General features: G+C 53.6%; 25 protein-coding genes. 12 read left to right on the top strand and 13 right to left on the bottom strand.

Annotation, left to right across the window (positions count from 1 at the left end; translation table 11 throughout):
* The 4 genes from RAC65_RS06135 (at nt 1) to RAC65_RS06120 (ending at nt 2,975) form a co-directional block, all read left to right on the top strand.
* The gene (locus RAC65_RS06135; RefSeq protein WP_033737581.1) at nt 1-1,095 is read left to right on the top strand and encodes an HlyD family secretion protein; all 1,095 of its coding nucleotides are present in this window, start codon (nt 1-3) and stop codon (nt 1,093-1,095) included.
* Nucleotides 1,092-2,510, top strand: a complete 1,419-nt coding sequence (locus RAC65_RS06130; RefSeq protein ID WP_205952872.1) for an efflux transporter outer membrane subunit — start codon at nt 1,092-1,094, stop codon at nt 2,508-2,510. Before RAC65_RS06135 ends, RAC65_RS06130 begins: the two co-directional genes overlap by 4 nt.
* A gap of 115 nt (nt 2,511-2,625) precedes the next feature.
* Nucleotides 2,626-2,769 (top strand): hypothetical protein, encoded by a 144-nt coding sequence (locus RAC65_RS06125; RefSeq protein ID WP_006118788.1) that lies wholly within the window; start codon nt 2,626-2,628, stop codon nt 2,767-2,769.
* Nucleotides 2,770-2,801: 32 nt separating this feature from the next.
* The gene (locus RAC65_RS06120; RefSeq protein WP_006118789.1) at nt 2,802-2,975 is read left to right on the top strand and encodes a hypothetical protein; all 174 of its coding nucleotides are present in this window, start codon (nt 2,802-2,804) and stop codon (nt 2,973-2,975) included.
* On the opposite strand, the gene RAC65_RS06115 is transcribed toward RAC65_RS06120, so the two are convergent.
* Nucleotides 2,966-4,126, bottom strand: coding sequence for a beta-glucosidase (locus RAC65_RS06115; RefSeq protein ID WP_033737580.1), 1,161 nt, complete (start codon nt 4,124-4,126; stop codon nt 2,966-2,968). The genes RAC65_RS06120 and RAC65_RS06115 overlap by 10 nt on opposite strands.
* Before the next feature lie 156 nt (nt 4,127-4,282).
* On the opposite strand from RAC65_RS06115, the gene RAC65_RS06110 reads away from it, so the two are divergent.
* On the top strand, nt 4,283-5,743 hold the full coding sequence (locus RAC65_RS06110; protein WP_039341167.1) for a phospholipase D family protein: 1,461 nt from the start codon (nt 4,283-4,285) through the stop codon (nt 5,741-5,743).
* A gap of 32 nt (nt 5,744-5,775) precedes the next feature.
* On the opposite strand, the gene mdoC is transcribed toward RAC65_RS06110, so the two are convergent.
* Entirely contained in the window at nt 5,776-6,900 is a 1,125-nt protein-coding gene (mdoC, locus tag RAC65_RS06105; protein ID WP_033737578.1) for a glucans biosynthesis protein MdoC, read from the bottom strand.
* A gap of 280 nt (nt 6,901-7,180) precedes the next feature.
* On the opposite strand from mdoC, the gene RAC65_RS06100 reads away from it, so the two are divergent.
* The 3 genes from RAC65_RS06100 to RAC65_RS06090 all read left to right on the top strand — a co-directional run bounded on the left by RAC65_RS06100 (nt 7,181) and on the right by RAC65_RS06090 (nt 11,647).
* On the top strand, nt 7,181-8,719 hold the full coding sequence (locus RAC65_RS06100; protein WP_172677658.1) for a glucan biosynthesis protein G: 1,539 nt from the start codon (nt 7,181-7,183) through the stop codon (nt 8,717-8,719).
* Nucleotides 8,712-11,264, top strand: coding sequence for a glucans biosynthesis glucosyltransferase MdoH (mdoH, locus tag RAC65_RS06095; protein ID WP_375096501.1), 2,553 nt, complete (start codon nt 8,712-8,714; stop codon nt 11,262-11,264). Before RAC65_RS06100 ends, mdoH begins: the two co-directional genes overlap by 8 nt.
* A 158-nt stretch (nt 11,265-11,422) precedes the next feature.
* On the top strand, nt 11,423-11,647 hold the full coding sequence (locus RAC65_RS06090) for a YceK/YidQ family lipoprotein (protein ID WP_033737575.1): 225 nt from the start codon (nt 11,423-11,425) through the stop codon (nt 11,645-11,647).
* On the opposite strand, the gene RAC65_RS06085 is transcribed toward RAC65_RS06090, so the two are convergent.
* The 3 genes from RAC65_RS06085 to RAC65_RS06075 form a co-directional block, all read right to left on the bottom strand.
* A complete protein-coding gene (locus tag RAC65_RS06085; RefSeq protein WP_033737574.1) occupies nt 11,638-12,039 on the bottom strand; it encodes a MysB family protein in 402 nt (133 codons plus the stop codon). The genes RAC65_RS06090 and RAC65_RS06085 overlap by 10 nt on opposite strands.
* Before the next feature lie 166 nt (nt 12,040-12,205).
* On the bottom strand, nt 12,206-12,556 hold the full coding sequence (locus RAC65_RS06080; RefSeq protein ID WP_058701399.1) for a DUF3147 family protein: 351 nt from the start codon (nt 12,554-12,556) through the stop codon (nt 12,206-12,208).
* 170 nt (nt 12,557-12,726) lie between these two features.
* Nucleotides 12,727-13,650 (bottom strand): Kdo(2)-lipid IV(A) acyltransferase, encoded by a 924-nt coding sequence (locus tag RAC65_RS06075; protein ID WP_006118797.1) that lies wholly within the window; start codon nt 13,648-13,650, stop codon nt 12,727-12,729.
* 260 nt (nt 13,651-13,910) lie between these two features.
* On the opposite strand from RAC65_RS06075, the gene RAC65_RS06070 reads away from it, so the two are divergent.
* Complete coding sequence (locus RAC65_RS06070; protein WP_058701398.1) at nt 13,911-14,960, top strand: rhodanese-related sulfurtransferase; 1,050 nt, start codon at nt 13,911-13,913, stop codon at nt 14,958-14,960.
* Nucleotides 14,961-14,999: 39 nt separating this feature from the next.
* Here RAC65_RS06070 and RAC65_RS06065 read toward each other — a convergent pair whose 3' ends face one another.
* From RAC65_RS06065 to RAC65_RS06030, 8 genes are all read right to left on the bottom strand, one after another.
* Complete coding sequence (locus tag RAC65_RS06065; protein WP_006118799.1) at nt 15,000-15,575, bottom strand: YceI family protein; 576 nt, start codon at nt 15,573-15,575, stop codon at nt 15,000-15,002.
* A gap of 1 nt (nt 15,576) precedes the next feature.
* Nucleotides 15,577-16,152, bottom strand: coding sequence for a cytochrome b (locus tag RAC65_RS06060; protein ID WP_058701397.1), 576 nt, complete (start codon nt 16,150-16,152; stop codon nt 15,577-15,579).
* Nucleotides 16,153-16,443: 291 nt separating this feature from the next.
* Complete coding sequence (gene solA / locus RAC65_RS06055; protein ID WP_006118801.1) at nt 16,444-17,562, bottom strand: N-methyl-L-tryptophan oxidase; 1,119 nt, start codon at nt 17,560-17,562, stop codon at nt 16,444-16,446.
* A gap of 96 nt (nt 17,563-17,658) precedes the next feature.
* The gene (gene bssS, locus RAC65_RS06050; RefSeq protein ID WP_006118802.1) at nt 17,659-17,913 is read right to left on the bottom strand and encodes a biofilm formation regulator BssS; all 255 of its coding nucleotides are present in this window, start codon (nt 17,911-17,913) and stop codon (nt 17,659-17,661) included.
* Between the two features lie 245 nt (nt 17,914-18,158).
* A complete protein-coding gene (locus RAC65_RS06045) occupies nt 18,159-18,431 on the bottom strand; it encodes a hypothetical protein (RefSeq protein ID WP_006118803.1) in 273 nt (90 codons plus the stop codon).
* Between the two features lie 142 nt (nt 18,432-18,573).
* On the bottom strand, nt 18,574-18,819 hold the full coding sequence (gene dinI / locus RAC65_RS06040) for a DNA damage-inducible protein I (protein WP_006118805.1): 246 nt from the start codon (nt 18,817-18,819) through the stop codon (nt 18,574-18,576).
* A 62-nt stretch (nt 18,820-18,881) separates the two neighbouring features.
* Nucleotides 18,882-19,925 (bottom strand): dihydroorotase, encoded by a 1,044-nt coding sequence (gene pyrC, locus RAC65_RS06035; protein ID WP_006118806.1) that lies wholly within the window; start codon nt 19,923-19,925, stop codon nt 18,882-18,884.
* Between the two features lie 157 nt (nt 19,926-20,082).
* A complete protein-coding gene (locus RAC65_RS06030) occupies nt 20,083-20,646 on the bottom strand; it encodes a lipoprotein (protein ID WP_058701396.1) in 564 nt (187 codons plus the stop codon).
* Between the two features lie 408 nt (nt 20,647-21,054).
* On the opposite strand from RAC65_RS06030, the gene rimJ reads away from it, so the two are divergent.
* From rimJ to RAC65_RS06015, 3 genes are read left to right on the top strand one after another with little or no spacing between them, the layout of a single operon-like run.
* Nucleotides 21,055-21,645 (top strand): ribosomal protein S5-alanine N-acetyltransferase, encoded by a 591-nt coding sequence (gene rimJ / locus RAC65_RS06025; protein ID WP_033737566.1) that lies wholly within the window; start codon nt 21,055-21,057, stop codon nt 21,643-21,645.
* A 15-nt stretch (nt 21,646-21,660) separates the two neighbouring features.
* The gene (locus RAC65_RS06020) at nt 21,661-22,305 is read left to right on the top strand and encodes a YceH family protein (protein ID WP_058701395.1); all 645 of its coding nucleotides are present in this window, start codon (nt 21,661-21,663) and stop codon (nt 22,303-22,305) included.
* Nucleotides 22,306-23,226, top strand: coding sequence for a Gfo/Idh/MocA family protein (locus tag RAC65_RS06015; RefSeq protein ID WP_054687930.1), 921 nt, complete (start codon nt 22,306-22,308; stop codon nt 23,224-23,226).
* The last annotated feature ends 105 nt before the right edge of the window (nt 23,227-23,331 follow it).

Raw genomic sequence — 23,331 nt, 5'->3', positions numbered from 1 at the left:
ATGAGTCAGCAGGATGAACTTCAGGCAGCAGAACGCGATCGGGCCAATCGTCGTCGTATTCTCTCCATCGCCCTGGGGAGCGGCATTGCGGTCATTGGTGTGCTGGTTATTCTGTATGCCTGGCAGCTATGGCCTTTTACCAGTCCGGTCCAGAGCACGGAAAACGCCTATGTACGCGGCCAGGTCACCTTTATCAGCCCGCAGGTGAGCGGATATCTGACTGCTGTGAACGTGGCCGATCTGCAGCCGGTCAAAAAAGGTCAGGTGCTGATGACGATTGACGATCGTATTTATCGCCAGCGAGTACATCAGGCGCAGGCACAACTGGCCATGAAGCAGGCCGCTCTGAGCAACAACCAACAGCAGCGTCTCAGCGCGCAGGCCACGATCCAGAGCAACAAAGCCGCTCTGGAAAACGCCAGAGCGCAGGCGGTGAAAAGTGGCCTGGATCTGAAGCGGGTAGAGAATCTGGCCGCGGATGGTTCGCTCTCCGTGCGTGAGCGGGATGCCGCACGCGCAGCGAACGCGCAGGGGCTGGCTCAGCTTCATCAGGCGGAAGCCCAGGTTGCAGTCGCTCAGCAAAATCTGCAAACGGTGATCGTAAACCGTGCGTCGCTGGAGGCGGACGTTGCCAGTGCGCAGGCGGCGCTGGAGCTGGCTGAAATCGACCTGGCAAACACCCGTATCATATCACCCGATGCGGGTCAGTTAGGGCAGTTATCGGTGCGTAAAGGCGCCTATGTGACGGCCGGGACGCGCCTGACCTCCGTGGTGCCTGCACATAAGTGGATCATCGCAAACTATAAAGAAACCCAGCTTGCGCATATCCGCGTGGGGTTGCCGGTGACGATTCGTGTCGATGCGCTGGATGGTAAACGTTTCGACGGTCGCGTTGCCGATATCTCGCCAGCGGCAGGCTCAGAATTCAGCGCTATCTCACCGGATAACGCGACCGGTAACTTTGTGAAAATCGCCCAGCGTATTCCCGTACGCATTGACGTCGCGCCGGAGGTGCAGCAACAGTTACGGCCCGGCATGTCAGTCGAGGTCAGTATTGATACGGCGGCCTCACCAGTCAGTGAGACCGCACCATGAAGGGCGCTCGGTTAGTGGCAGGCATGCTGGCCGCCCTGTTAGCAGGGTGCAGCACCCAGGTTGAGAAAGCCCCGGCCTCGTTACCCATTCCGTCACAATGGCGCGAACAGGTTGGGCCTTCCGCGCCGCCAGAGGCGGCCTGGTGGCAGGCGTTTGGCGATCGGGATCTGAACCGACTGGTGGAGCAGGCATTACAGCATAATCCCGATATTTTGATAGCCCGTTCGCGGGTGGATCAATATCGTGCGCAACTGCGTGGCGCTGAGGGCGATAACTTTCCCACGCTCAGTGGCGGGGTTGCGGCAACGCGTCAACGTGCCCTGTCGGCTGTGACCGGGCAGCCTTATGAAACCTCCGTTTTTCAGGGGCAGCTTCAGGCCAGTTACAATGTCGATTTGTGGGGCGCACGGGCCGATACGATTGATGCCACCCGCGCCACGCTGGAGGCGCAGCAGGCGGCCGCGTCGGCCGCAGAACTGACCATCGCCAGTTCCGTTGCATCGGGTTATATGACGCTCTGCGCGCTGGATGAACAACTGCGCGTGACCGAAGCGACGCTGGCCATACGGCGTAACTCGCTCCGACTGGCGCAGCGTCAGTTTGAAACAGGTTATACGTCCCGGCTGGAGTGGATGCAGGCCTCATCGGAGTATCAGTCCGCGCAAGCCCAGGTGCCGCAGTTACAGCATCAGATTGCTCAGCAGGAAAACGCGCTCAGTATTTTAGTCGGCATGAACCCTCGGGAGGTAGCCCGTCACCGCGCCTTTACTGTCCTGATGCCACAGACGATACCGGGCATTTTGCCGTCAGCCTTACTGAATCGTCGCCCGGATATCGTCCAGGCGCAGCGCCAACTGCTGGCCGCCGATGCCAGCCTGGCTGCGTCAAAGGCGAAGTTACTGCCGGGAATTAATCTGACAGCGTCGGGCACGTTACAGCGTTCCGTTTTGCATCAGCTGGTGGACGATCCGTTCCGCCTCTGGAGCGTAGGAGGCAGTATTCTGGCACCGTTGCTGAACCGTGAAGCATTGACTGCCCAGGTCGATGTCGCTATGGCTTCTCGCAATCAGGCACTTTACACCTATGAGAAAGTGGTAAGAAACGCGTTCTCCGAAGTCAATAACGCGCTGGATGCCATTCGCCAGGGCGAAGCACAGCGTGAAGCGCTCCAGAAGCAAGAGCAGTTTGTCGCCGAGGCACTGCGTATTGCAACGAATCGCTATCAAAATGGCTATGCTTCTTATCTGGACGAACTGGATGCGCAACGCACCCTGTTTGCCACGCAGCTAAATCTGGTAACGGTAAAGAATAATCTGTTGCAGGCCCAAATCGCGTTATACAGTGCACTCGGCGGGGGCTGGTCGGGCGAAAATCAGAGTGGGGCACGGCATCAGGCTGACGCCAGGGGGCCGTAATCGTCGCCCATCAGTTTGCCAGCGGTCTGTTTTGTAAAATCACGGCTAACGCGACGGGGCTGTTTTACACTGTCGCGCACTATCGCCCCATTATGCCGTTTTGACCAGGAAGAGCATGTTCTTACCCCACCCACCAGAAGAGCATGAGGAACCCGTGGCTCAGCCGCTTGCCGATGCGCACTTCGCGATTGTGGTGCTTGCAGTGACGTCGGTAACGCTTATAATTTTCGTTCTGATCGTCACGCTTTGGATGAGCTAGTGTTTATCAACCGGACCTGAAAGGAGTGAGGGATGGAATCGCGCGATGATAAACTGATTGCGATTATTGGGCTGCTGACGGCTTGCCTGATTGGTGTCACCTTTCTGTTTCTGATGACATGGTTTAACGACAGCCGTCTTACCACGCCCGTCGACCATGTCGATGCACAAACCTGCTATCCTAAACCGCCCACCGGTCAACGCTGAACGCGCTGACTGAATTTAATCTGCTGGCTTCGTAGTACCAGTGCCAGATTCTCGTGTACCGTTCGGTTGCCGTTCGGATCGGCCAGCCCTAACAGTGAGCCTGGCGACCGTCTGTCATCGGCCCAGGCCGGATACTCAACCACCGGGTACAGAGAAATCCCTTCCATCGCGATACCCTGATCCAGCGCGACCATAACATTTTCACTGACTTCCTGCAGCCAGGGGGCCCGTGCCTCGCCTTCTGCGCCCGTCTCAGCGATTAACATGGGGCGCTGATAGCGTTGCCAGTACTGGGCCAGTAACAGGTGGAGTGGGGCCCGTACGGGATCGTCTCTGTCCATGGGCTGATCGGGAAAATACCAGTGGTTATCGGGGTAATAATTCAGACCCAGAATATCCAGATACTCTTCGCGCCCGCCCAGTTCCTTATCAAGGCGACCGGCCAGCATATCCCAGGCCTCAAACTGAGCCTGATGTTGGGCATCGGCCCCGGGTTTACTGTCAGGGTTATCAGGATGATGGGCAATCTGTACCAGCGGATCGGTAAGGACAAATCGCGCCGCGGGAATCACGTCGCGAATCGCCTGTATCGCCGCCAGAGAGGCACGGACCAGTTGCCGTTTTAACTCTTTTCCGCGCTGACTGACGTGAGGATTAAACCAGGCCACCTCCGCACCCGCCCAGGACCAGAACGATATTTGGTTAATCGGGGTAAAAAAGGGCTGTTCGATTCCCCGATCGCGCAGCAATGTCGCCATCGCACGGGCATAACGTTCAAAATGATCGACAAAGCTGGCTTTCCAGATAGTGAGATGGTCCGGATAGCCAAAATGGGCCAGCTCCCAGATGACCTGCAACTGTTGATCCCGCGCCGCATCGACCATGGGTAAAAAGCTACGCCAGTCGTACTGGCCTGGCGTTTTCTCAATCAGATGCCAGCGCGCACCGTCACGTGCGGTCAACAGATGCAAATCGACCAGCGCGGCATAGTCTTTTCTGAACAACATATCGTGGCCACTGCTGATCACCATATCCAGGCGCTTACCTGGCGTGCGGCAGGCGGTAGAGCAGGGAAAACTGCCCTGAAAAAAGCTTTGAAACAGACGGGGTTGATGGTGTACGTGATCGTCAGTGATAGGCTGGTTGCGCATATTCCTCTCCTGCCGGACAAATGTCGGTCACAGATCGTTGGAGTAAGTCTAGACTAAAAAACATTGCCTTCAGTCTTGCAGCTGAGCAACCGCGACTGGCATCCCGTGCCGCGCGAAGGAATAATAATAAATGACCGTAAGATTCAGGGACTCTCCATGACCGAAGCGTTTAATCTTCCCCAGCCTGCACCGAGCCAGAGTTGGCTTGAGCAACGGCTTGTTCCGCCCGGGCTGCGTCATCCGGGGCTAAGCGGTATTCATCCGCTGAGTGACGGGCTGGATGCCTTTGCTGCCCGTTACCTGCTGATGGAAAAAGCGACAAAGACGCTGGATATTCAATACTATATCTGGCAAAACGACATGTCTGGTCGGCTCCTGTTCAGCGCCATGCTGGATGCAGCTAATCGCGGCGTGAAAGTCCGGCTCCTGCTCGATGATAACAATACGCCAGGGCTGGACGATACGCTGGCGCAGCTTAATCATCATCCAAATATTACCGTCAGACTGTTCAACCCCTTTTCCTTTCGCACGTTGCGCGCCTTAGGTTACCTCACTGATTTTGCACGCCTCAATCGTCGTATGCACAATAAAAGCTTTACCGCCGATGGCATCACCACGGTGGTGGGTGGGCGCAATATTGGCGATGAATACTTTGGGACAGGTAACGAACCGCTGTTTGCCGATCTCGACGTGCTGGCAATTGGAACCGTGGTCAAGGAAGTGGCGGAGGATTTTGAACGCTACTGGCACAGTAAACCGGTTTCCCCTTTGGACGATGTGCTGGAACAGGACGTGACGGCACATCCTGAAGTCGTTCTGCCTCCCGAATGGCGTGAGAACGAGGGCGTTCAGCACTATCTGAAGCGACTGAGCCATTCGCCACTGATTCAGCAACTGACGCAGGACAGCTTACCGTTTGTCTGGGCAAAAGCCCGGCTGTTGAGTGACGATCCGCGCAAGGGGCTGGGTAAAGCCCGTCGCAAATCGCTTCTGCCCCAGCGCATGCTGGAGGTTATCGGTTCACCCCAGCGTCAGTTTGATATCATTTCCGCCTACTTTGTTCCCACCCGCGCGGGCGTGGCGCAGTTATTGTCGCTAAAGCGTAAAGGCGTGAAAATTGCGATTCTGACGAACTCTCTGGCAGCGAACGATGTTTCTGTTGTGCATGCCGGTTATGCCAAGTGGCGCAAAAAGCTCCTGCGTCATGGCATCGCGCTGTATGAGTTAAAGCCGCAGGCGGGCGTAAACGATGCGCCGCACGATCGCGGGTTAACCGGGAATTCTGGCTCAAGCCTGCATGCGAAAACCTTCTCGGTAGACGAAGCCATCCTGTTTATTGGCTCGTTTAACTTTGATCCGCGTTCCGCCGTGTTGAACACGGAGATGGGACTGGTGATCGAAAGTGAAACCCTGGCCACGGAAACCCACCGGCGCTTTAGTGAATCCATGCGTGACAGAGCCTGGACATTGCAACTGGATAAGTGGGGCCGGGTAAACTGGCTGGAATATCCGGGCGAAGCGCAGCAGGTTGTGCATAAGCATGAGCCCGGCTGTAACTGGTGGCAACGTCTGCAGGTCCGGCTGGTCTGGCGGCTGCCTATTGAGTGGCTACTGTAATAAAAAAGGCGACCCGGATGGTCGCCTTTACCTTAACGCTTTTGCGGTTTACCGGAGAACAGAAAGCGCAGCAGAGGAATGCGCAGGTGCAACTCATACAAAATGAAGGAGGCACCAAACACCATTAAGAGGCCCAGAAAAAAGCCAAACGTGTTGTTGTGCAGATGCGGCGTCATAAAAATTCCGTACAGCAGGGTCAAAGGGTGATGCACCAGGTAAATGAACAGGGAGGCATTGACCAGGTACATGATCTGAGGAGAGTGAGAATTCAGCCATTTATGACCCAGGCTGTAACAAACGTTCAGCATGCAAAGCCCCATCATGCTGCTGATCAGCGCGTCGGTTTCATACAGCCAGCCTTCGCCACTGTTCAGCCGTTGGTTTGCAATGTAGGCGACCAGCATCACGACGGCCCCAACGTACAGCAGCGGGTTTGCCCGGACAAACAGCGTTTTCAGCGCCTGATGTTTCCAGCTGAGGGCACCCAGCATAAAAAACGGCAGGAAGAACAGACACTGCATAACGGCAAAGTTAAACAGCGCATCGCCCAACAGGGAAGGGTGGGCATAAAAAATCGCCCGCCGTACCGCTCCCCAGAGCACGGCCCACAACAACAGCCCCAGAGCCAGCTTTGTCCAGCCGACACGTTGGTAGTCAATATTGCGCTGCTGATCGCGTAGCCAGCGGAAGGTGAGCATGCCCAGTGTGGTAAGCAATACCAGCACCAGCAAAAACCACAGGTGCGAGATCAACTCCCACATCAGCGTATTGTACTTGTCATACAGCGACAAATTGTTCCAGTTCGACAGCTTTGGTGTCCAGGCTTTCAGCATAAAGAACTGCGGCAGCGTGATCAGCGGAACCGCGGTGAGCATCGGAATCCCGACGCGCTCTAAGCGGACTTTCAGAAAGCGCTGAGGCTGATAGCGCAGATAGAGCATATAAGAGAAGTAGCCCGAGATAACAAAGAACACCTGCATACGAAACGAATGAATAAAATCATTGAGGGTAGTGAGCCACAGTGAGGCATCGTGGCTGTTGACGGCCCATGACTGAGACGAATAGATCAGGGAGACGTGAAACGGCACGCCTAACAACATCAAACAGGCCCGAATGGAGTCGAGAAAATATTCACGCTCAGGTTTTTTTGTACTCATAAAGTTCCAGTTCGTTAGTACGTTTTAGGCGGTTTCGCCCTGAAACCGTTTTATGTTGGAGGGAAATTCTAGCTGGAGATAACAGAGTATACTATCAGTTGAATCTCAGTTGAGCCCGTAACGTTTAATTGTCCTAAAATCACCTCGCGAGTAGATGATTATCGGGAACATTGTTGTGCATATGCTGTCGGAAAGCCGAATTATCCATTAAGATAAGCGGGTTTGTATTAAGCACACGAAAGGGGGGGATGTGCTGACTAATGTAAAAAATAATGTGGGGCTGACGAAAATGCGCTGGATTGGCGCAGCGGTCCTGCTGGCTTTGTATGCCAACAACAGTTGGGCGTTTAACTTTGATGATGTCGCGAAACAAGCGAAAGAGTTGTCTGGAAAAAGCTTTGAAGCGCCAAAAAGTAATTTACCCTCTCAGTTTCGTGACATGAAATTTGCTGATTATCAGCAGATTCAGTTCAACCACGATAAAGCGTATTGGGGCAAACTGCGTACGCCGTTTAAGCTCGAGTTTTACCATCAGGGCATGTACTTTGATTTGCCGGTGAAGATCAATGAAATCACCGCCAATACCGTACGTGAGATCAAATACAATCCTGACTATTTCAACTTTGGCAACGTGAAGCACGATGCTGATGCGGTTAAAAACCTTGGCTTTGCCGGTTTTAAAGTCCTGTATCCGTTGAACAGCAAGAATAAGAAAGATGACGAAATCGCCAGCTTCCTGGGAGCCAGTTATTTTCGTGTGATTGGTGCAGGCCAGGTTTATGGTCTGTCTGCCCGTGGTCTGGCGATCGATACCGCGCTGCCGTCAGGTGAAGAGTTCCCGCGTTTCAAAGAGTTCTGGATTGAACGTCCAAAACCCCAGGACAAGCAGTTAGTGATTTATGCGCTGCTGGATTCTCCACGTGCCACCGGTGCCTACCGGTTCACGATTCACCCAGGCCAGGAGACTACCGTCGATGTTAAGACGCAGGTCTATTTGCGTGACAAGGTTGGTAAACTGGGCATCGCGCCGTTAACCAGCATGTTCCTGTTTGGCCGCAATCAGCCATCGACGGTCTCGAATTTCCGCCCTGAACTGCATGATTCGGACGGTTTGTCGATCCACAGCGGCAATGGTGAATGGATCTGGCGTCCACTCAACAACCCGCGCCATCTGGCGGTCAGCACCTACACGATTGAAAATCCGAAAGGCTTCGGGCTACTACAGCGCGGACGTGATTTCAATAATTATCAGGATCTGGACGATCGTTACGATCTGCGCCCAAGCGGCTGGGTTGAGCCATTAGGCGAGTGGGGCAAAGGCCATGTTGAGCTGGTGGAAATCCCCACCGCTGACGAAACCAACGATAACATCGTGGCGTTCTGGACACCGGAAAACCTGCCGGAACCCGGCAAAGCCATGGACTTTGACTACCGTCTGCACTTTGGCCGTAATGAAAACAAGCTGCATTCAGATGATGTTGCCTGGGTCAAAGATACGCTGCGCTCGGCGGGCGACGTGAAGCAGTCAAACCTGGTTCGTCAGCCAGATGGCACCGTGGCCTTCACCATCGATTTCGTAGGAAAAGACATGAGTGAAATGCCGGCCGACAGCCAGGTTGCGCCTCAGGTCAGCGTAGGTAAAAACGGGGAAGTGGTGGAACAGAGCGTTCGCTACAATCCGGTTACCAAAGGCTGGCGCCTGGTTCTGCGTATCCGGGTTAAAGATAACAAGCAGGCGACTGAAATGCGTGCCGCGCTGGTAAGCGGTGACAAAACATTGACGGAAACCTGGAGCTATCAGTTACCTGCCAATGAATAATCTGACTTTTACACCTCAACGCTATGTAGAAGCCCTGCCGCTGGATGCGGCAGGAAAAGCGCGTCTGGCGGCGTCTTTACAGAATGCCCAGACGTTCCATCAACTGCACGAATCGCTGGGTCAGGATGTGGCCGCCAGCGATCGTCCTGACGATGCACCGCTTAAGTCCGTTTCATCACGTGTTGAAATGGCCTGGCCTGATTCCCTCGCGGGTGGTGCACAGCTAGGCAAAGACTATCTGGAACGTACCACCCTGAAAGCGATGCCAAAGGTGAAGCGTTCACTGATGTTTCCGGAAGCCTGGCGCACTAATCCGCTGGCACGTGCCTGGGACTCATTACGGGGTCATAAGGCGGTTCCGCGTTATGCCACGGCGGAAGAGCAGCGCGCAGAAGAAAAATGGCGCCATGTCGGTTCTGTTCGCCGCTATATCCTCCTGATTCTTACGGTGTTTCAAACCGTGGTGGCAACGTGGTACATGAAGACCATTCTGCCTTACCAGGGCTGGACGCTGCTGGATCCGATGGACATGATCAACCAGAACTGGCAGCAGTCTGTCATGCAGATTCTGCCTTATGTGTTGCAGACGGGGATTTTGTTCCTGTTTGCGATTCTGTTCTGCTGGGTGTCGGCGGGCTTCTGGACAGCACTGATGGGCTTTTTACAACTGCTGATCGGTCGGGATAAATACAGCATCTCTTACTCGACAGTCGGGGATGAGGCGCTGAATCCAGAGCACCGTACCGCGCTGATCATGCCCATCTGTAATGAAGATGTGGGCCGTGTGTTCGCAGGCTTGCGCGCCACCTGGGAATCCGTTGTGCGTACAGGCAACGCTGAGCACTTCGATGTCTATATCCTGAGTGACAGCTACGATGCCGATATTGCTATTGCTGAGCAAAAGGCCTGGATGGAGCTGGTGCGTGATGTCGGTGGGGCAGGAAAGATCTTCTACCGCCGTCGCCGTCGTCGTGTGAAGCGTAAGAGCGGCAACATTGATGACTTCTGTCGTCGCTGGGGCAGCAACTATAGCTACATGGTCGTACTGGATGCGGACAGCGTCATGAGCGGGGAATGTCTGACCGGTCTGGTGCGCATGATGGAAGCGAACCCGAATGCCGGGATCATTCAGTCGTCACCAAAAGCGTCCGGAATGGATACGCTGTATGCGCGCTGCCAGCAGTTTGCGACGCGTGTTTATGGGCCGTTGTTTACCGCGGGTCTGCATTTCTGGCAGTTAGGGGAATCGCATTACTGGGGCCATAACGCCATCATCCGTGTGAAACCGTTTATTGAGCACTGTGCGCTGGCACCGCTGCCCGGTGAAGGGTCTTTTGCGGGATCCATTTTGTCTCACGACTTTGTGGAAGCGGCACTGATGCGCCGTGCGGGTTGGGGCGTATGGATTGCCTATGATCTGCCTGGCTCGTACGAGGAATTGCCGCCGAATCTGCTGGATGAGCTTAAACGCGATCGCCGCTGGTGTCATGGTAACCTGATGAACTTCCGGCTGTTCCTCGTTAAAGGGATGCATCCGGTCCACCGTGCGGTCTTTCTGACGGGCGTGATGTCATACCTTTCAGCCCCGCTGTGGTTTATGTTCCTGGCGCTGTCCACCGCCCTACAGGTGGTCCACACGCTGATGGAACCGACCTACTTCCTGCAGCCTCGACAGCTGTTCCCGGTCTGGCCGCAATGGCGTCCTGAACTGGCGATTGCGCTGTTCTCCACCACGCTGGTGCTGCTGTTCCTGCCGAAGCTGCTGAGTGTGGTGCTGATCTGGTGTAAAGGCGCGAAACCTTACGGTGGCGCACTGCGTCTGTTTGTGTCGCTGCTGCTGGAAATGCTGTTCTCGGTTCTGCTGGCACCGGTGCGCATGCTGTTCCACACCGTATTTGTGGTCAGCGCGTTCCTGGGCTGGGAAGTCGTCTGGAACTCACCGCAGCGTGATGATGATGCAACGCCCTGGAGCGAGGCCTTTAAACGTCATGGCTCGCAGATGGCATTGGGTATCGTATGGGCAGCCGGAATGGGCTGGCTGGATCTCAACTTCCTGTGGTGGCTGGCGCCTATTGTCTTCTCACTGATTCTGTCACCGTTTGTCTCGGTGATGTCGAGCCGTTCGGGGCTGGGCCTGAAGACCAAGAAGGCGAAGCTGTTCCTGATTCCGGAAGAGTATGATCCGCCAAAAGAGCTGATCGATACTGACCGTTACGTCGAGCTGAACCGCCAGCGCGTCCTGAAAAACGGCTTTATGCACGCATTGTTTAACCCGGCGTTTAACGCACTGGCGACAGCGCTGGCGGCCTCACGGCACAAGCACAGCCAGTTGTTAGATCATGCGCGCGATCGGCGGGTTGATCAGGCACTGAGCGATGCGCCCGAGAAGCTGGGTCGTGAACAACGTTTGCAGTTGATCAGCGATCCGGTGGTACTGGCGCGCGTTCACACCCGTTTGTGGGAAAGTGGCGAGAAATACCATCAGTGGGTAGAGAGTTATCAAAAACTTTCGCTCAATCCTGACGCGCTTCCGCATCAGGCATAATGAAAAAAGCGGCAGAGATGCCGCTTTTTTTTGCCCCTGGCCCGACACAGACAGCAACATTATTTTGCAGTTTTACGTAAACAGGATGGTAACGCCACCTGAGTCGTGATTAAAATGACGGCTGTCTAACCTGAGTCGCTATTGTGAATAAACTCGTTATGTTAACGCTGCTGTCCCTCGCTATCGTTACGCTGAGCGGCTGTGGCAGTATTATCAGCCGTACCGTGCCCGGACAGGGACACGGTAACCAGTTTTATCCCGGCGTAAAGTGGGACGTCAGGGAGGGGGCATGGCGGATTATCACCATTCTCGACCTGCCGTTATCACTGGTCGTCGATACGTTGCTTATTCCGGTCGACGCCAGCCATGGACCTTACACGTAACCGCGATCGGAATCGCTGTTATCGTCTTCCCACTCTTCGGCGGCAGCCTTACCTTCTTCACTGTCCAGTGGAGGCTCAAGCTGAAATTCGCCATCGTCCCATTCATGCAGCGTGTTTTCCGCTAACCACTCCTGACGCAACTCAATCTCATCGAAGTCACCGTCAAAAATTGCCTGAGCGGCTTCACCACTGCGAATCGGTAAACATTCGCCTGAATCCCCTTCGTCTTCGAAGAACTCTGCCTGCCACATGATATCGCCATCCTGCATAACATATTTTTGCAGACCGAACTGATTGATAGCTGCATCATCTTGCTCAAGGTCTGGATGGTTGGCGAGAAACTCTTCACGCGCAGCGTCAATCGCTTCTTCCAGTGTAGTGAACATACTCATGCTTCTCTCCTTGCCTGATTAACGTGATTTCAGTGAAGGATAGACCAAAATCGCAGGAGAGAAAGTCAGTGCGTCAGAGGACGAATATGTCTGGCGGTTCGGCAGGCAAAATGATGTGATGAAATCAGGCGGTACATCGTGCTGGCTTGTCTCGCGGAGAAGGTCATCACAGCAGTTCGATGCCCCAGCGTTTCAGCAGAACGGCCCAGAGAACGAATACGATAAGCGTCAGGACGCAGCTCAGTCCCAGGGTAAGCCAGAAGCCTGTACGCTGATACAGAAAAGGAAACAGGATAAACATGGGCAAGGTCGGCACCACATACCAGAAGGTGTACCAGGCGTGGGCGGCAATTTTGGTCTGCGCTTGTCCTTCCAGTTTCATCCAGACAAGCACCAGAATCGTGACCAGTGGCAGCGCCGCAAGCAGGCCGCCAAGACGATCGCTGCGTTTTGCCGCTTCCGAGATCACCACCACCATCAGAGCCGTTATTGCATATTTTGAAAGCAGCCAGAGCATCGTTTTCTCCTGTTCAACCGCAACGCGTCACCCAGCTTAACATGAAGGGCGTGCCTGACGGTGGAATGGGAGCAGGGCGAGGTCGCACCGCCACGTCGGGCGCAGAACAAACGGTTTATCACCCCGTAAGGGAAAAGCGCTGCCCGCATCGGTGTCGGGCAGCGGTGAGGTTAATAGCGCGAAGGTTCGCCTTCAGGGCGGGTTTTAAAGCGGCGATGCAGCCACATGTACTGCTCAGGCGCCAGCAGTACGCCTTCTTCCACCACTTTATTCATGCGCGCGGCGGTGTCTTCTTCGCTGGTCAGCGGAAAATCAGCGCTGACATCAGGCAAAATGATCAACTCGTAACCGCGTCCTTCCGGCAGACGGCGCGGCACAAACGGGATAACCGCCGGTTTTCCGGTACGCATTAACATATGTGTCCCTACGGTGGTGGCGGCTTTGTCGACGCCAAAGAAGGGCACGAACACGCTGCTGCGGGGACCATAATCATGATCGGGCGCATACCAGATGATATCCCCACGTTTTAAGGCCCGGATCATGCCTTTCAGGTCCTTACGATCCAGCATGCCTTTATTGGAGCGCATACGACCGCGGGTTTGTAACCAGTCGATTAATTTATTGTCATTCGGCCGGTAAACGCCAATACCGGGATTATGAATGCCAAACATACGCGCGCCAATTTCCAGCGTCAGGAAATGCATACCGATAAGTAACACGCCGCGCTGGGTATCATGGGCCTGCTGAATATGTTCCAGACCGGAAGGTGTGTGCCATTTATGAATCCGCCAGTCGGGCCAGAACCACGCCATGCCGGTTTCAATCAGACCCATGCCCACAGATTCAAAATTATGCTTAATCATGGCTTCACGATCGTTGGTCGGCATATCCGGAAAGCTCAGTTCCAGGTTGCGGCGAGCAATGGCCACACGTCGCTTCATAAACCGCATAGCGATACGGCCAATACCGCTACCCAGCGCGTAGAGCAGGGGATAAGGTAACAGGACCAAAATATAAAGAAAAATGATACCCAACCAGGTCAACCAATAGCGGGGATGAAAAAGTGCACGTGAAAATTGAGGCAATTGGGTCATCTTGAATACTGTTATCCTGCGTCGTGCACCTGCGGTGCTGTTATTCGTCAGTTGCGGTTATTGTGCCATTTTTTTCCCCGCGGCTGAAATGTTAGAGCATTTCTCCGGGTGTTGCAGAAGATGAAAATGAGGGCACAACACCATCGCGCAACGAAATTTACCGTTTTACCTATCAATTTTTCTTATACGCTTCGCATTTTTTTCATTTCAGGTATCATGTGCGCGCTAAATTTCTTCTATTGATAACAGGAACGAACACCATGCCAGTGTTACACAACCTTGTTTCCAATAAAGAGCTGAAGGCGCGTATGTTGGCCGAAACCGAACCGCGCACCACAGTCTCTTTTTACAAGTACTTCACCATTGCCGATCCCAAAGCCTTTCGCGATGCGCTCTATGTCGGGTTAACCGCATTAAAGGTGTTTGGTCGCATCTACGTTGCCCATGAGGGCATCAATGCGCAGATCAGCGTGCCAGCCAGCCAGTACGAGGCTATGAAAGCCTTTTTGTACGGCTTTGATCCCGCGCTGGACAATCTGCGCATGAATATTGCGCTGGATGATGATGGCAAGTCGTTTTGGGTGCTGCGCCTGAAAGTGCGCGATCGCATTGTGGCTGACGGGATTGAGGACGACAGCTTTGATGCCAGTAATGTCGGCAACTACCTGAAAGCGGCCGAAGTTAACGCCATGCTCGACGATCCTGATGCGGTCTTTGTCGATATGCGCAATCATTATGAGTATGAAGTCGGGCGTTTCGATAACGCATTAGAGGTGCCTGCCGACACGTTCCGCGATCAGCTGCCCATGGCCGTGGATATGCTTAAAGACAAGAAAGACAAAAAAATCGTGATGTACTGCACCGGAGGGATTCGCTGTGAAAAAGCCAGCGCCTGGATGCGACACAACGGTTTTCAGGATGTTTATCATGTCGAGGGTGGGATTATTGAATATGCTCGTCGGGCGCGGGAACAAAATTTACCGGTGCGTTTTAAAGGTAAAAACTTTGTTTTTGATGAACGCATGGGCGAGCGTATATCAGATGATGTTCTGGCGCATTGTCATCAGTGTGGTGAGCCCTGCGATACGCACGTCAACTGCGTCAATGATGGTTGTCACTTACTGTTTATACAGTGCGAAAGTTGTGCCGAGAAGTATGAGCACTGCTGTAGCCCGTTGTGCCAGGAAGAAGCCCGTCTGTCGCCCGAAGAACAGCGTGCCCGTCGGGCGGGACGTGAGAATGGCAATAAAATCTTTAACAAGTCGCGTGGCTTGCTGAATATGACCATTCCGGCACCGACGCGGAAATAACCGACCCCGCCTGAAGGTCGACTTCAGGCGGGTGTTTTGTTACTGACGGACGCCTTCAACAGAGATAATTAACTCGACGTTCTGCGAGGCAGGGCCCAGGTCATGGGTGATATTAAAGTCTTTCAGCGCAATCTCGCCTTCAGCTTCAAAACCGGCACGATAACCGCCCCACGGATCTTTTCCTTCGCCCATCATTTTGGCTTCCAGCGTCACCGGTTTTGTCACGCCATTCAGCGTTAAATCCCCGGTGACCGCCAGTTTGTCACCGTCTTTTTTCACGGAAGTCGATTTGAACGTCGCGGTGGGATGTTTCGCCACGTTCAGAAATTCAGGGCCACGAATATGTTTGTCACGCTCGGCGTGGTTGGTATCCACGCTGTTGGTTTTAATCGTGACATCGACTTTATCGGCGGTGGGATTGTCTGCATCGAAGGTGAATGAGCCATCAAAATCTTTAAACGTCCCATACAGCCAGCTGTAGCCCAGATGCTGAATACGGAACTGAACAAAGGCGTGCTGGCCTTCTTTATCGATTTTGTAATCGGCGGCATTAGCGGTCAGTGATCCCAGCAGCAGGCCAGTAGCGGTAACAGCCAGAAGCGTTTTTTTGAACATATCATTTTTCCTTTTCAGAGGGAGAGTGGATGCGCCGTCCCAGCATCCTTTTCAGGGTGATATCGCGGTCAATAAAGTGATGTTTTAACGCGGCAAGACCATGCAACACCGACAGCACCACGATGCTCCAGGCCAGCCACAGATGAATATTTCCTGCTAAATCCGCCTGTTCACCCGCGCCACTGAATAACGCCGGTAACGAGAACCAACCGAAAACAGACACGGGTTTGCCATCCGCAGTCGAGATCAGATAGCCACTCAGCAGAAGGGCAATAAGCAGGCTGTAAAGCAGCCAGTGCACGAACACTGCCGCGAAGCGCACCGCAGGAGAATAGCTACGCAGCGGTTCAGGGGGCGGCGAAAGCACACGCCATACCAGTCGGATGACCAGCGCCAGCATTAATAACACGCCGATGCTTTTATGAATGTCAGGCGCGTTATGGTACCAGCTGTCGTAATAGCTCAGGCCAACCATCCACAGGCCCAGCGCGAACATGGCGTAAATAACCACGGCCATTGACCAGTGCAGAAAAATCGTGAGTAAACCGTAACGGGTGGAGGAATTTGTCAGCGACATTGTGCTAAAGCACCAAAGGAATACGTGGAAACAAGAATCTACAGAATGAAATACAAAATCAATGATGCTTACTTTTCTATAAATTTATTGTTGCTGGTGCAATGGGTTTGGTGAACCGATTTGACTAAGCGCAGGATTATTGAATAAACGCCCTTGTCTGGCGGCGGCATGATGTGACTGATGGAGAAAACATCTCTGAAACACCTGGATGGCAGAAGAAAAAGCGGTAAAACGGGCTGGCGTGTAAATCTGTGTCAATGCGGCGCGGTGCACTGCACGCGCGCCGTACGGTCAGGCGTGAAAACGCGATAAACGGAAAGGGGTAAGATCGAAACTGAACGGTTTATTCTGTGCAAACTGACTGGCGAGTTCACCCAACACGCTGGCAAATTTAAAGCCATGCCCGCTTAAACCGGTGATGATCAGACGATTCGGTTCGCCCGGCAGTGTATCAATGATGAAATCCTCATCAGGACTCACGTCATAGCTACAGGCTTCACCGTGCAGGCAAACCCCAACGCCCGGTAAAAACTGACGGAGAAACCGGAAGGCTTCACTGCCATCGGCGGAAAGGCTGCCGAACGGCTTGCGGTCTTCAGGTGTTGTCATTAGCTGACCACCATCATGACGACCAACTTTTAAAGCATTGTTGTCCGCCGGGAAACCATAATACTGACTGCCATCCGGCATTTCGCAGGTGAAGCCAGGAAACGCATTGTTTTCACTGTAGCGGCCATCAGCCTGATACCAGGCAAACACTTTACGCGTAGGGGCGATGGGCAAATCGGGGACCAGTTTACTCACCCAGGTGCCCGTACTGACCAACAGTTTGCGCCCGCGGTAAAGGCCATCGAGCGTGGTAACCTGTTGCAATTCGCCGTCACGCCGGATCTGAGTAACCGGGCAGTTAAACAACTGCGCGCAGCCCTGTTTTTCTGCCAGCTGTATCCAGCTTCGAACCGCCTGTTCACTTTTTAAAAAGCCAGAGTTTGGTTCGAAAACGCCCAGATATCCGTCAGGAACCGCCAGCTGTGGCCAGCGCTTGCGCACGTCAGCCGCCTGCAGCACCTCGACAGGGAGCTGCCAGGTTTGGGCGCTGCTTACGACGTTTTGAATAAATTCAGACTGGACAGGCGCAAGATTCAGGACACCGCAACGATGCATAATGCGCTCGCCCGCCTGCTGTTCCAGTTCATCCCACAACGTTTGCGCACGCAATACCAGCGGTACATAGCGTTCGCCCTCGCCATAGGCATGACGAATCAAACGGCTTTCTCCGTGATGAGCACCCTGATGATGGGGAGGATGTGCGCTGTCAATCATCAGCACGGAAAGGCCAGCCTGGGTCGCATAATAGCCAGCCGCTGCACCCACTGAACCGCTACCGACCACAATGAGATCGTAAATCATGAAAATGGAACTCCTGAAAGGGTTACATAATCAATAGCATACCAGAAAGTCCATGAAAAAAGGCACCCGGGTGGGTGCCTCGCTGATGCAGCAGTATTAATGCTTCTTTCGTAGTCGTTCTACTTGCTCGGCAGATTCAATCTTAGCGATACCCGCTTCGAGAATAGAGATAAATTGCCTGGCTACATCTGTCGTCAGCCAGTAGGTCGGGCCGACGTCCGCGTCTTCTTCAGTTTGATCCTGCGACGAAAGGGAGTGCAGACGGATCATCATCGCATCATAGCTGTCAACAGTACTGATATCCCAGCCCACCAGAGGATGGGTCTGAATTACATCTTTCCGACTGTCCATTATAACCTCCTTATTACTCGTTAAACGAAGTGCATGATGAGGTTCAATGCGGCTTTTAATTTCCACTGCGAAACAATTATAACAGCAAAATGGCGATTCACTGATTAAAACGTATCATGGAAAGCCTGAATGCAGAATGATTATCTCTAAAACAGTCAGGCTGAGAAGATATAATACCTGAATACCGGGCGTGCAATTGTCCTAATTGAACAATAAAAAAGGCTTATTAAGGTCGTTAAACAGGGTTAAAGAGGGGAAGTTTCAACGCCTGCTGAACCGCTACGTTTTTGTAATGTCTCTGCAAGGCGCGCAAACTGCTGCTGCAATTGCTCATCATGGTTTTGATTTTGCGCTTCAAGCGAAAGATTATGCACCAGCAACTGACTGGCCCGGTCATCAAGACAGAAAATCAGGCTGGAAAAGGCGTTTTCCAGCACCGTCAAGCGGCGTTGCTGTTCACCGATGAGCGTCAGCAGCTCGCCAAAGGTCATGGCTTCTTCGGGTTTATCTGTAGTCATGGGATGAAACTCCTTTTATGCATGATCAGCGCCAGCATAGGGCATTGGTCATTCGGAGTCCAGATGGGCGAGCGGTTAGTCAGGCATAAATGAAGATAAAAAAACCGGGTGGCGAAACCCGGTAAAAACAGCACAGTGGCGGTTAATCGGTAATGAACCAGTCGTCAGCGCTTTCCCACGTTTGCTGCAGGATTTCACTGATTTGTTCACGCGTGTCTTTGTCACCGCCCATTACGCTCAGCTGATTCGCCGTGGCGTAACGCACTTTGACCTGATTGGTGAATTGCGGAAATTGTTCATCGATCCGGCGCGACAGCTCCTGGCTCAGAGCTTCCATCGCACCAGCGGGAAGAGGTTGGGTTTTGGCAACGGTAATTTCAACACGCATAAAAGCCTCCGTATAAGATACTGTATATAATTACAGTATAAATATAGCGGAGGCAAGCGAAATTATTTTATACGCCAGTTGAGGGTTTCCCCGGCCAGGAAAGGCACCAGCGTATGAGAGCCCATTGCAATGCTTTCTTCTACCGTCCATGGCTCACGCACCAGCGTAAGGGTGCCTTCGTTCAGCGGCAGGCCATAGAAACGCGGACCATTTTCAGAACAAAATGCCTCAAAATGCTGCAGGGCATTGAGCTCTTCAAATACGGTAGCGTACGCGGGCAGGGAGGTAGGGGCGTTGAACACACCCGCACAGCCGCAGCTGCTCTCTTTCAGATGGCGCAAATGAGGCGCGGTGTCGGTACCCAGAAAGAAACGGGGATGACCGGAGGCGACAATCCTGCGCAGCGCCTGCTGATGCGTATTGCGTTTCAGGATCGGCAGACAGTACAGGTGAGGGCGGATACCCCCGACCAGCATATGGTTGCGGTTGAACATCAGATGCTGCGGCGTAATCGTTGCCGCCAGGTTTTCATTGGCGCTTTCCACATAGTCAGCTGCATCTTTGGTCGTGATGTGTTCCATCACCACTTTCAGCGCGGGGAACTGTTTGCGTAGCGGTTCCATCACCGTTTCAATAAAGCGGGCTTCGCGGTCAAAAATATCGATGTGCGAGTCCGTCACTTCACCGTGCACCAGCAGCGGCATTCCCAGCGTTTGCATCCGCTCCAGCACTGAGGCAATCGAAGCAATATTGGTGACACCATGGCTTGAATTGGTCGTGGCATGAGCGGGATACAGTTTGGCGGCCGTGAACAATCCCGACTGAAAACCGCGGGCCAGCTCATCGGCCTCTAACGAGTCGGTCAGGTAGCAGGTCATCAGGGGGGTAAAAGCGTGCCCATCAGGTAAGGCAGCCAGAATGCGATTGCGATAAGCTTCGCCCGCCGCGACGCTGACTACCGGCGGAACCAGATTGGGCATGACGATAGCACGACCATTGACTGCGCTGGTATAGGGCAGCACAGTGTTGAGCATATCATCATCACGAAGATGGATATGCCAGTCATCTGGACGGCGGATAGTAAGTTGCTGAGGGTGTGCGGTCATGAATGCGGCTCCGGCAAGTAGAATAAACGAAAGGCGTGTTTAGGCCGGGTTATAAGCATAAGGACTCAGGCAACCGTTTGCACCTGTTTTTCTTTTTTTAAAAAAATCCGCGCCTGAAGGCGCGGATAAGATGACGGTAAAGCTGCCTGTCAGGCGGTTATTCGGTGAAGGGGATGACCAGTTCACCAGGCTTCACTTCCAGCCCTTTCGCGAATTTTTTCGCCAGCGATTCCGCTTTACTGCGATCGGCGCTCAGCACGTAGGCCGGGTGCTGATCAAAGTAGCTTTTTAACGACTGATTCAGATAAGGCGTCAGGGTTTTCATAATAGAGGCCATTTTCTCGGGCTGAACCTGCGCATCGACGATTTCCATATCGCGCAAATATATGGCTCCTTGCTGCTGATCAAACACTGGCTGCGCACGCATTTTGAGCTGCATATCGGCCTGTTGCGGACCAAAGAGTGAGGAGACATTAATTTTGGCATCGCCCGATAAGGTGACTTTGCCTGGCACGTCCCGACCAATCTGGCTATTCAGGTTAGTTAACACAATATGGGCATTGACCAGACCTGATACGCCAATGTCTTTTTCGAAGTTATTATGTTTTTGCAGGGCCTGATTGACTTCCTGTTCGCTAATTGTGTATTGCGTTAACTGATTACAGCCACTCAGTAAAACCGCTAAAAACAGGGCAACCAGCCCGTGAAAAACCGTCTTCATACTTCCCTCGTTTAACTGAAAAACTCGCTCGTGGCATAGCCTGCCTGAATGCAAACCGTCTGTCATCAGGAATGGGATGATATGGATTTGCCGAAAATGCCTTCCGGAAGAAAGTGTCCCGATCTTCCGCTGTTAAAACGGGAGGCTTGCGGCACCCACGGCTTCTTACGCGGCGGGGCAGTGACAGCGCACAGGGTTAAGAAACCGATGTGGTTACCGAACCAGTTTTCTGGATCGGAGATATGAACAGGTCTTTTGACGCGTCTGCGCTGCACGGTGGGCCGGACGATAATTCAGCGACCTGGCTGTTGTGGTATGCGTAACGTTTTACCGCAGACCTGGCGGCGGTTATAGTGAAAGTTATCAATGACTGGCATTTCCTTCCCGCCATGGACTTCAGGAGAGATGATGTTTGGCTATCGTTCTGCCGCACCAAGGGTGCGACTCACGACCGAGCGGCTGGTGGTAAGACTGGTTCATGAACGCGATGCATGGCGTTTAGCCGACTATTACGCGGAAAACCGTGACTTCCTTAAACCCTGGGAACCGGTGCGTGATGACAGCCACTGTTATCCCTCTGGCTGGCAAGCCCGGCTGGGCCTGATCGCTGATATGCATAAACAGGGCTCGGCGTTCTATTTTATTTTAATGGACAGCAATGAAACGGAAGTGCGTGGCGTGGCGAATTTTAGCAATGTCCTGCGCGGTGCCTTTCATGCCTGCTATCTTGGCTATTCGCTTGGCGAGAAGTGGCAAGGGCAGGGCCTGATGTTTGAAGCGCTGCAGTCGGCGATTCGCTATATGCAGCGCCAGCAATATATCCACCGCATCATGGCAAACTACATGCCGCATAACCAGCGCAGTGGTGACCTGCTGGCCCGCCTGGGATTCGAAAAAGAGGGCTATGCTAAAAACTACCTGATGATTAACGGTCAGTGGCAGGATCATGTCCTGACTGCGCTGACCAGCAAGGAATGGACACCCAATCGTCGTGGGTAAAATGAGGAGTTCGCAATGAAGATGACTTTGTCGGCGCATGCGTTGCGCGTGCTGGGTTGCCTGCTGGAAAAGCAAATCACCACACCGGAACAGTATCCTCTTTCATTAAATGGCGTGCTTACCGCCTGTAATCAAAAATCTAATCGCGAGCCCGTGATGACGCTGAGCGAAAGCGACGTGCAGGATCAGCTCGATCTCCTGATTAAAAAGCATCTGGTGACCGCCAACAGCGGGTTCGGCCAGCGTGTGGTGAAATACGAGCAACGCTTCTGCAATTCCGCCTTCGGTAATTTACAGCTCAGTAGCGCAGAAGTTGCCGTTCTCACATTGCTGTTCCTGCGTGGCGCACAAACCCCTGGTGAACTGCGGACCCGGAGTGGGCGTTTGCATGAGTTTGCCGACGTCAGCGACGTTGAACAGACGCTGGACACGTTGATGTCGCGCGCTGAGGGGCCCATGGTCATGCGCCTGGCGCGGGAGCCGGGTAAACGTGAAAGCCGTTTTATGCACATGTTTGCTGATGAGGCCGAACTCGGGGCGCTGGAGCAACACCCAGCCACGGCGGACGATGCCGCGCTGCGGGATCGGGTTGAGGCGCTTGAGCAACAGGTTGCCGATCTTCAGGCACAACTGGCGCAATTACTGGAAAGAGAACAATAAATGACGATTCGCATTGGTGTTGTTGGGTTGGGCGGTATTGCGCAAAAGGCCTGGTTGCCTGTGTTATCGCAGGCAAATAACTGGCAGTTAGTCGGCGCATTTTCGCCGAATCAGGCCAACGCCCGCATCGTCTGTGACCGCTACCGTATCACCTGCTTCCCTTCACTGACCGATCTGGCTGCCGCCTGTGACGCCGTATTTGTGCACAGCAGTACGGCCAGCCATTACGACGTGGTCAAAGCACTGCTTCAGGCTGGCAAGGATGTCTGTGTCGACAAACCGCTGGCAGAAACCCTGAATCAGGCAGAGGCGCTGGTCGCGCTGGCCGAAAAGAAACAACGAAAGCTAATGGTGGCGTTTAACCGGCGTTTCGCGCCCTGCTATCAGCAACTGAAAACACAAATGCACTCCGCCGCTGCGCTGCGTATCGAAAAACACCGCAGCGACAGCGTGGGTCCACAGGATCTGCGCTTTACACTGTTAGATGATTACCTGCATGTCGTTGATACGGCTCTGTGGCTGGCAGGAGGCCGTGCGCTGCCCCGTCAGGGCCATATTGCGACCAATGAACAGGGACAGATGCTTTACGCCGAGCACCATTTCAATGCGGGTGGATTGCAGGTAACCACCAGTATGCATCGTCGGGCAGGCAGCCAGCGCGAACGTATCAGCGCCATCTGTGATGGCAAGTGCATTGATATTCATGACATGCGCGACTGGCAGGAAGAGTGCGGTGCAGGCGTAGTGCTCACGCCGCCTGCCGCCTGGCAGAGCCATCTGGCTCAGCGCGGATTTGTGGGCGTGGCAGAACATTTTGTTCACTGCATCGAAAATCAGACAAAGCCGGAAACGAGTGGTGAGCAGGCACTGCTGGCGCAACGTATCGTCGAATCCATGTGGCGCGACGCGGAACGGGAATAACGCCTTGTAACACTCAGTGCTGGTCATTTCACGCGATCGCAGTAGACTATCGCCCGACGTGTGACAGGACCCGTGCTAAGTCACTCATTTTGCCGATTCTTTTCA

Origin of the sequence: Pantoea sp. BS_8 (genome assembly GCF_041954965.1) — a bacterium.
GTDB classification, from domain to species: domain Bacteria; phylum Pseudomonadota; class Gammaproteobacteria; order Enterobacterales; family Enterobacteriaceae; genus Pantoea; species Pantoea stewartii.
Note: the sequence above shows the minus strand (reverse complement) of the source record. Positions and strands in the feature narration are given on the sequence as shown.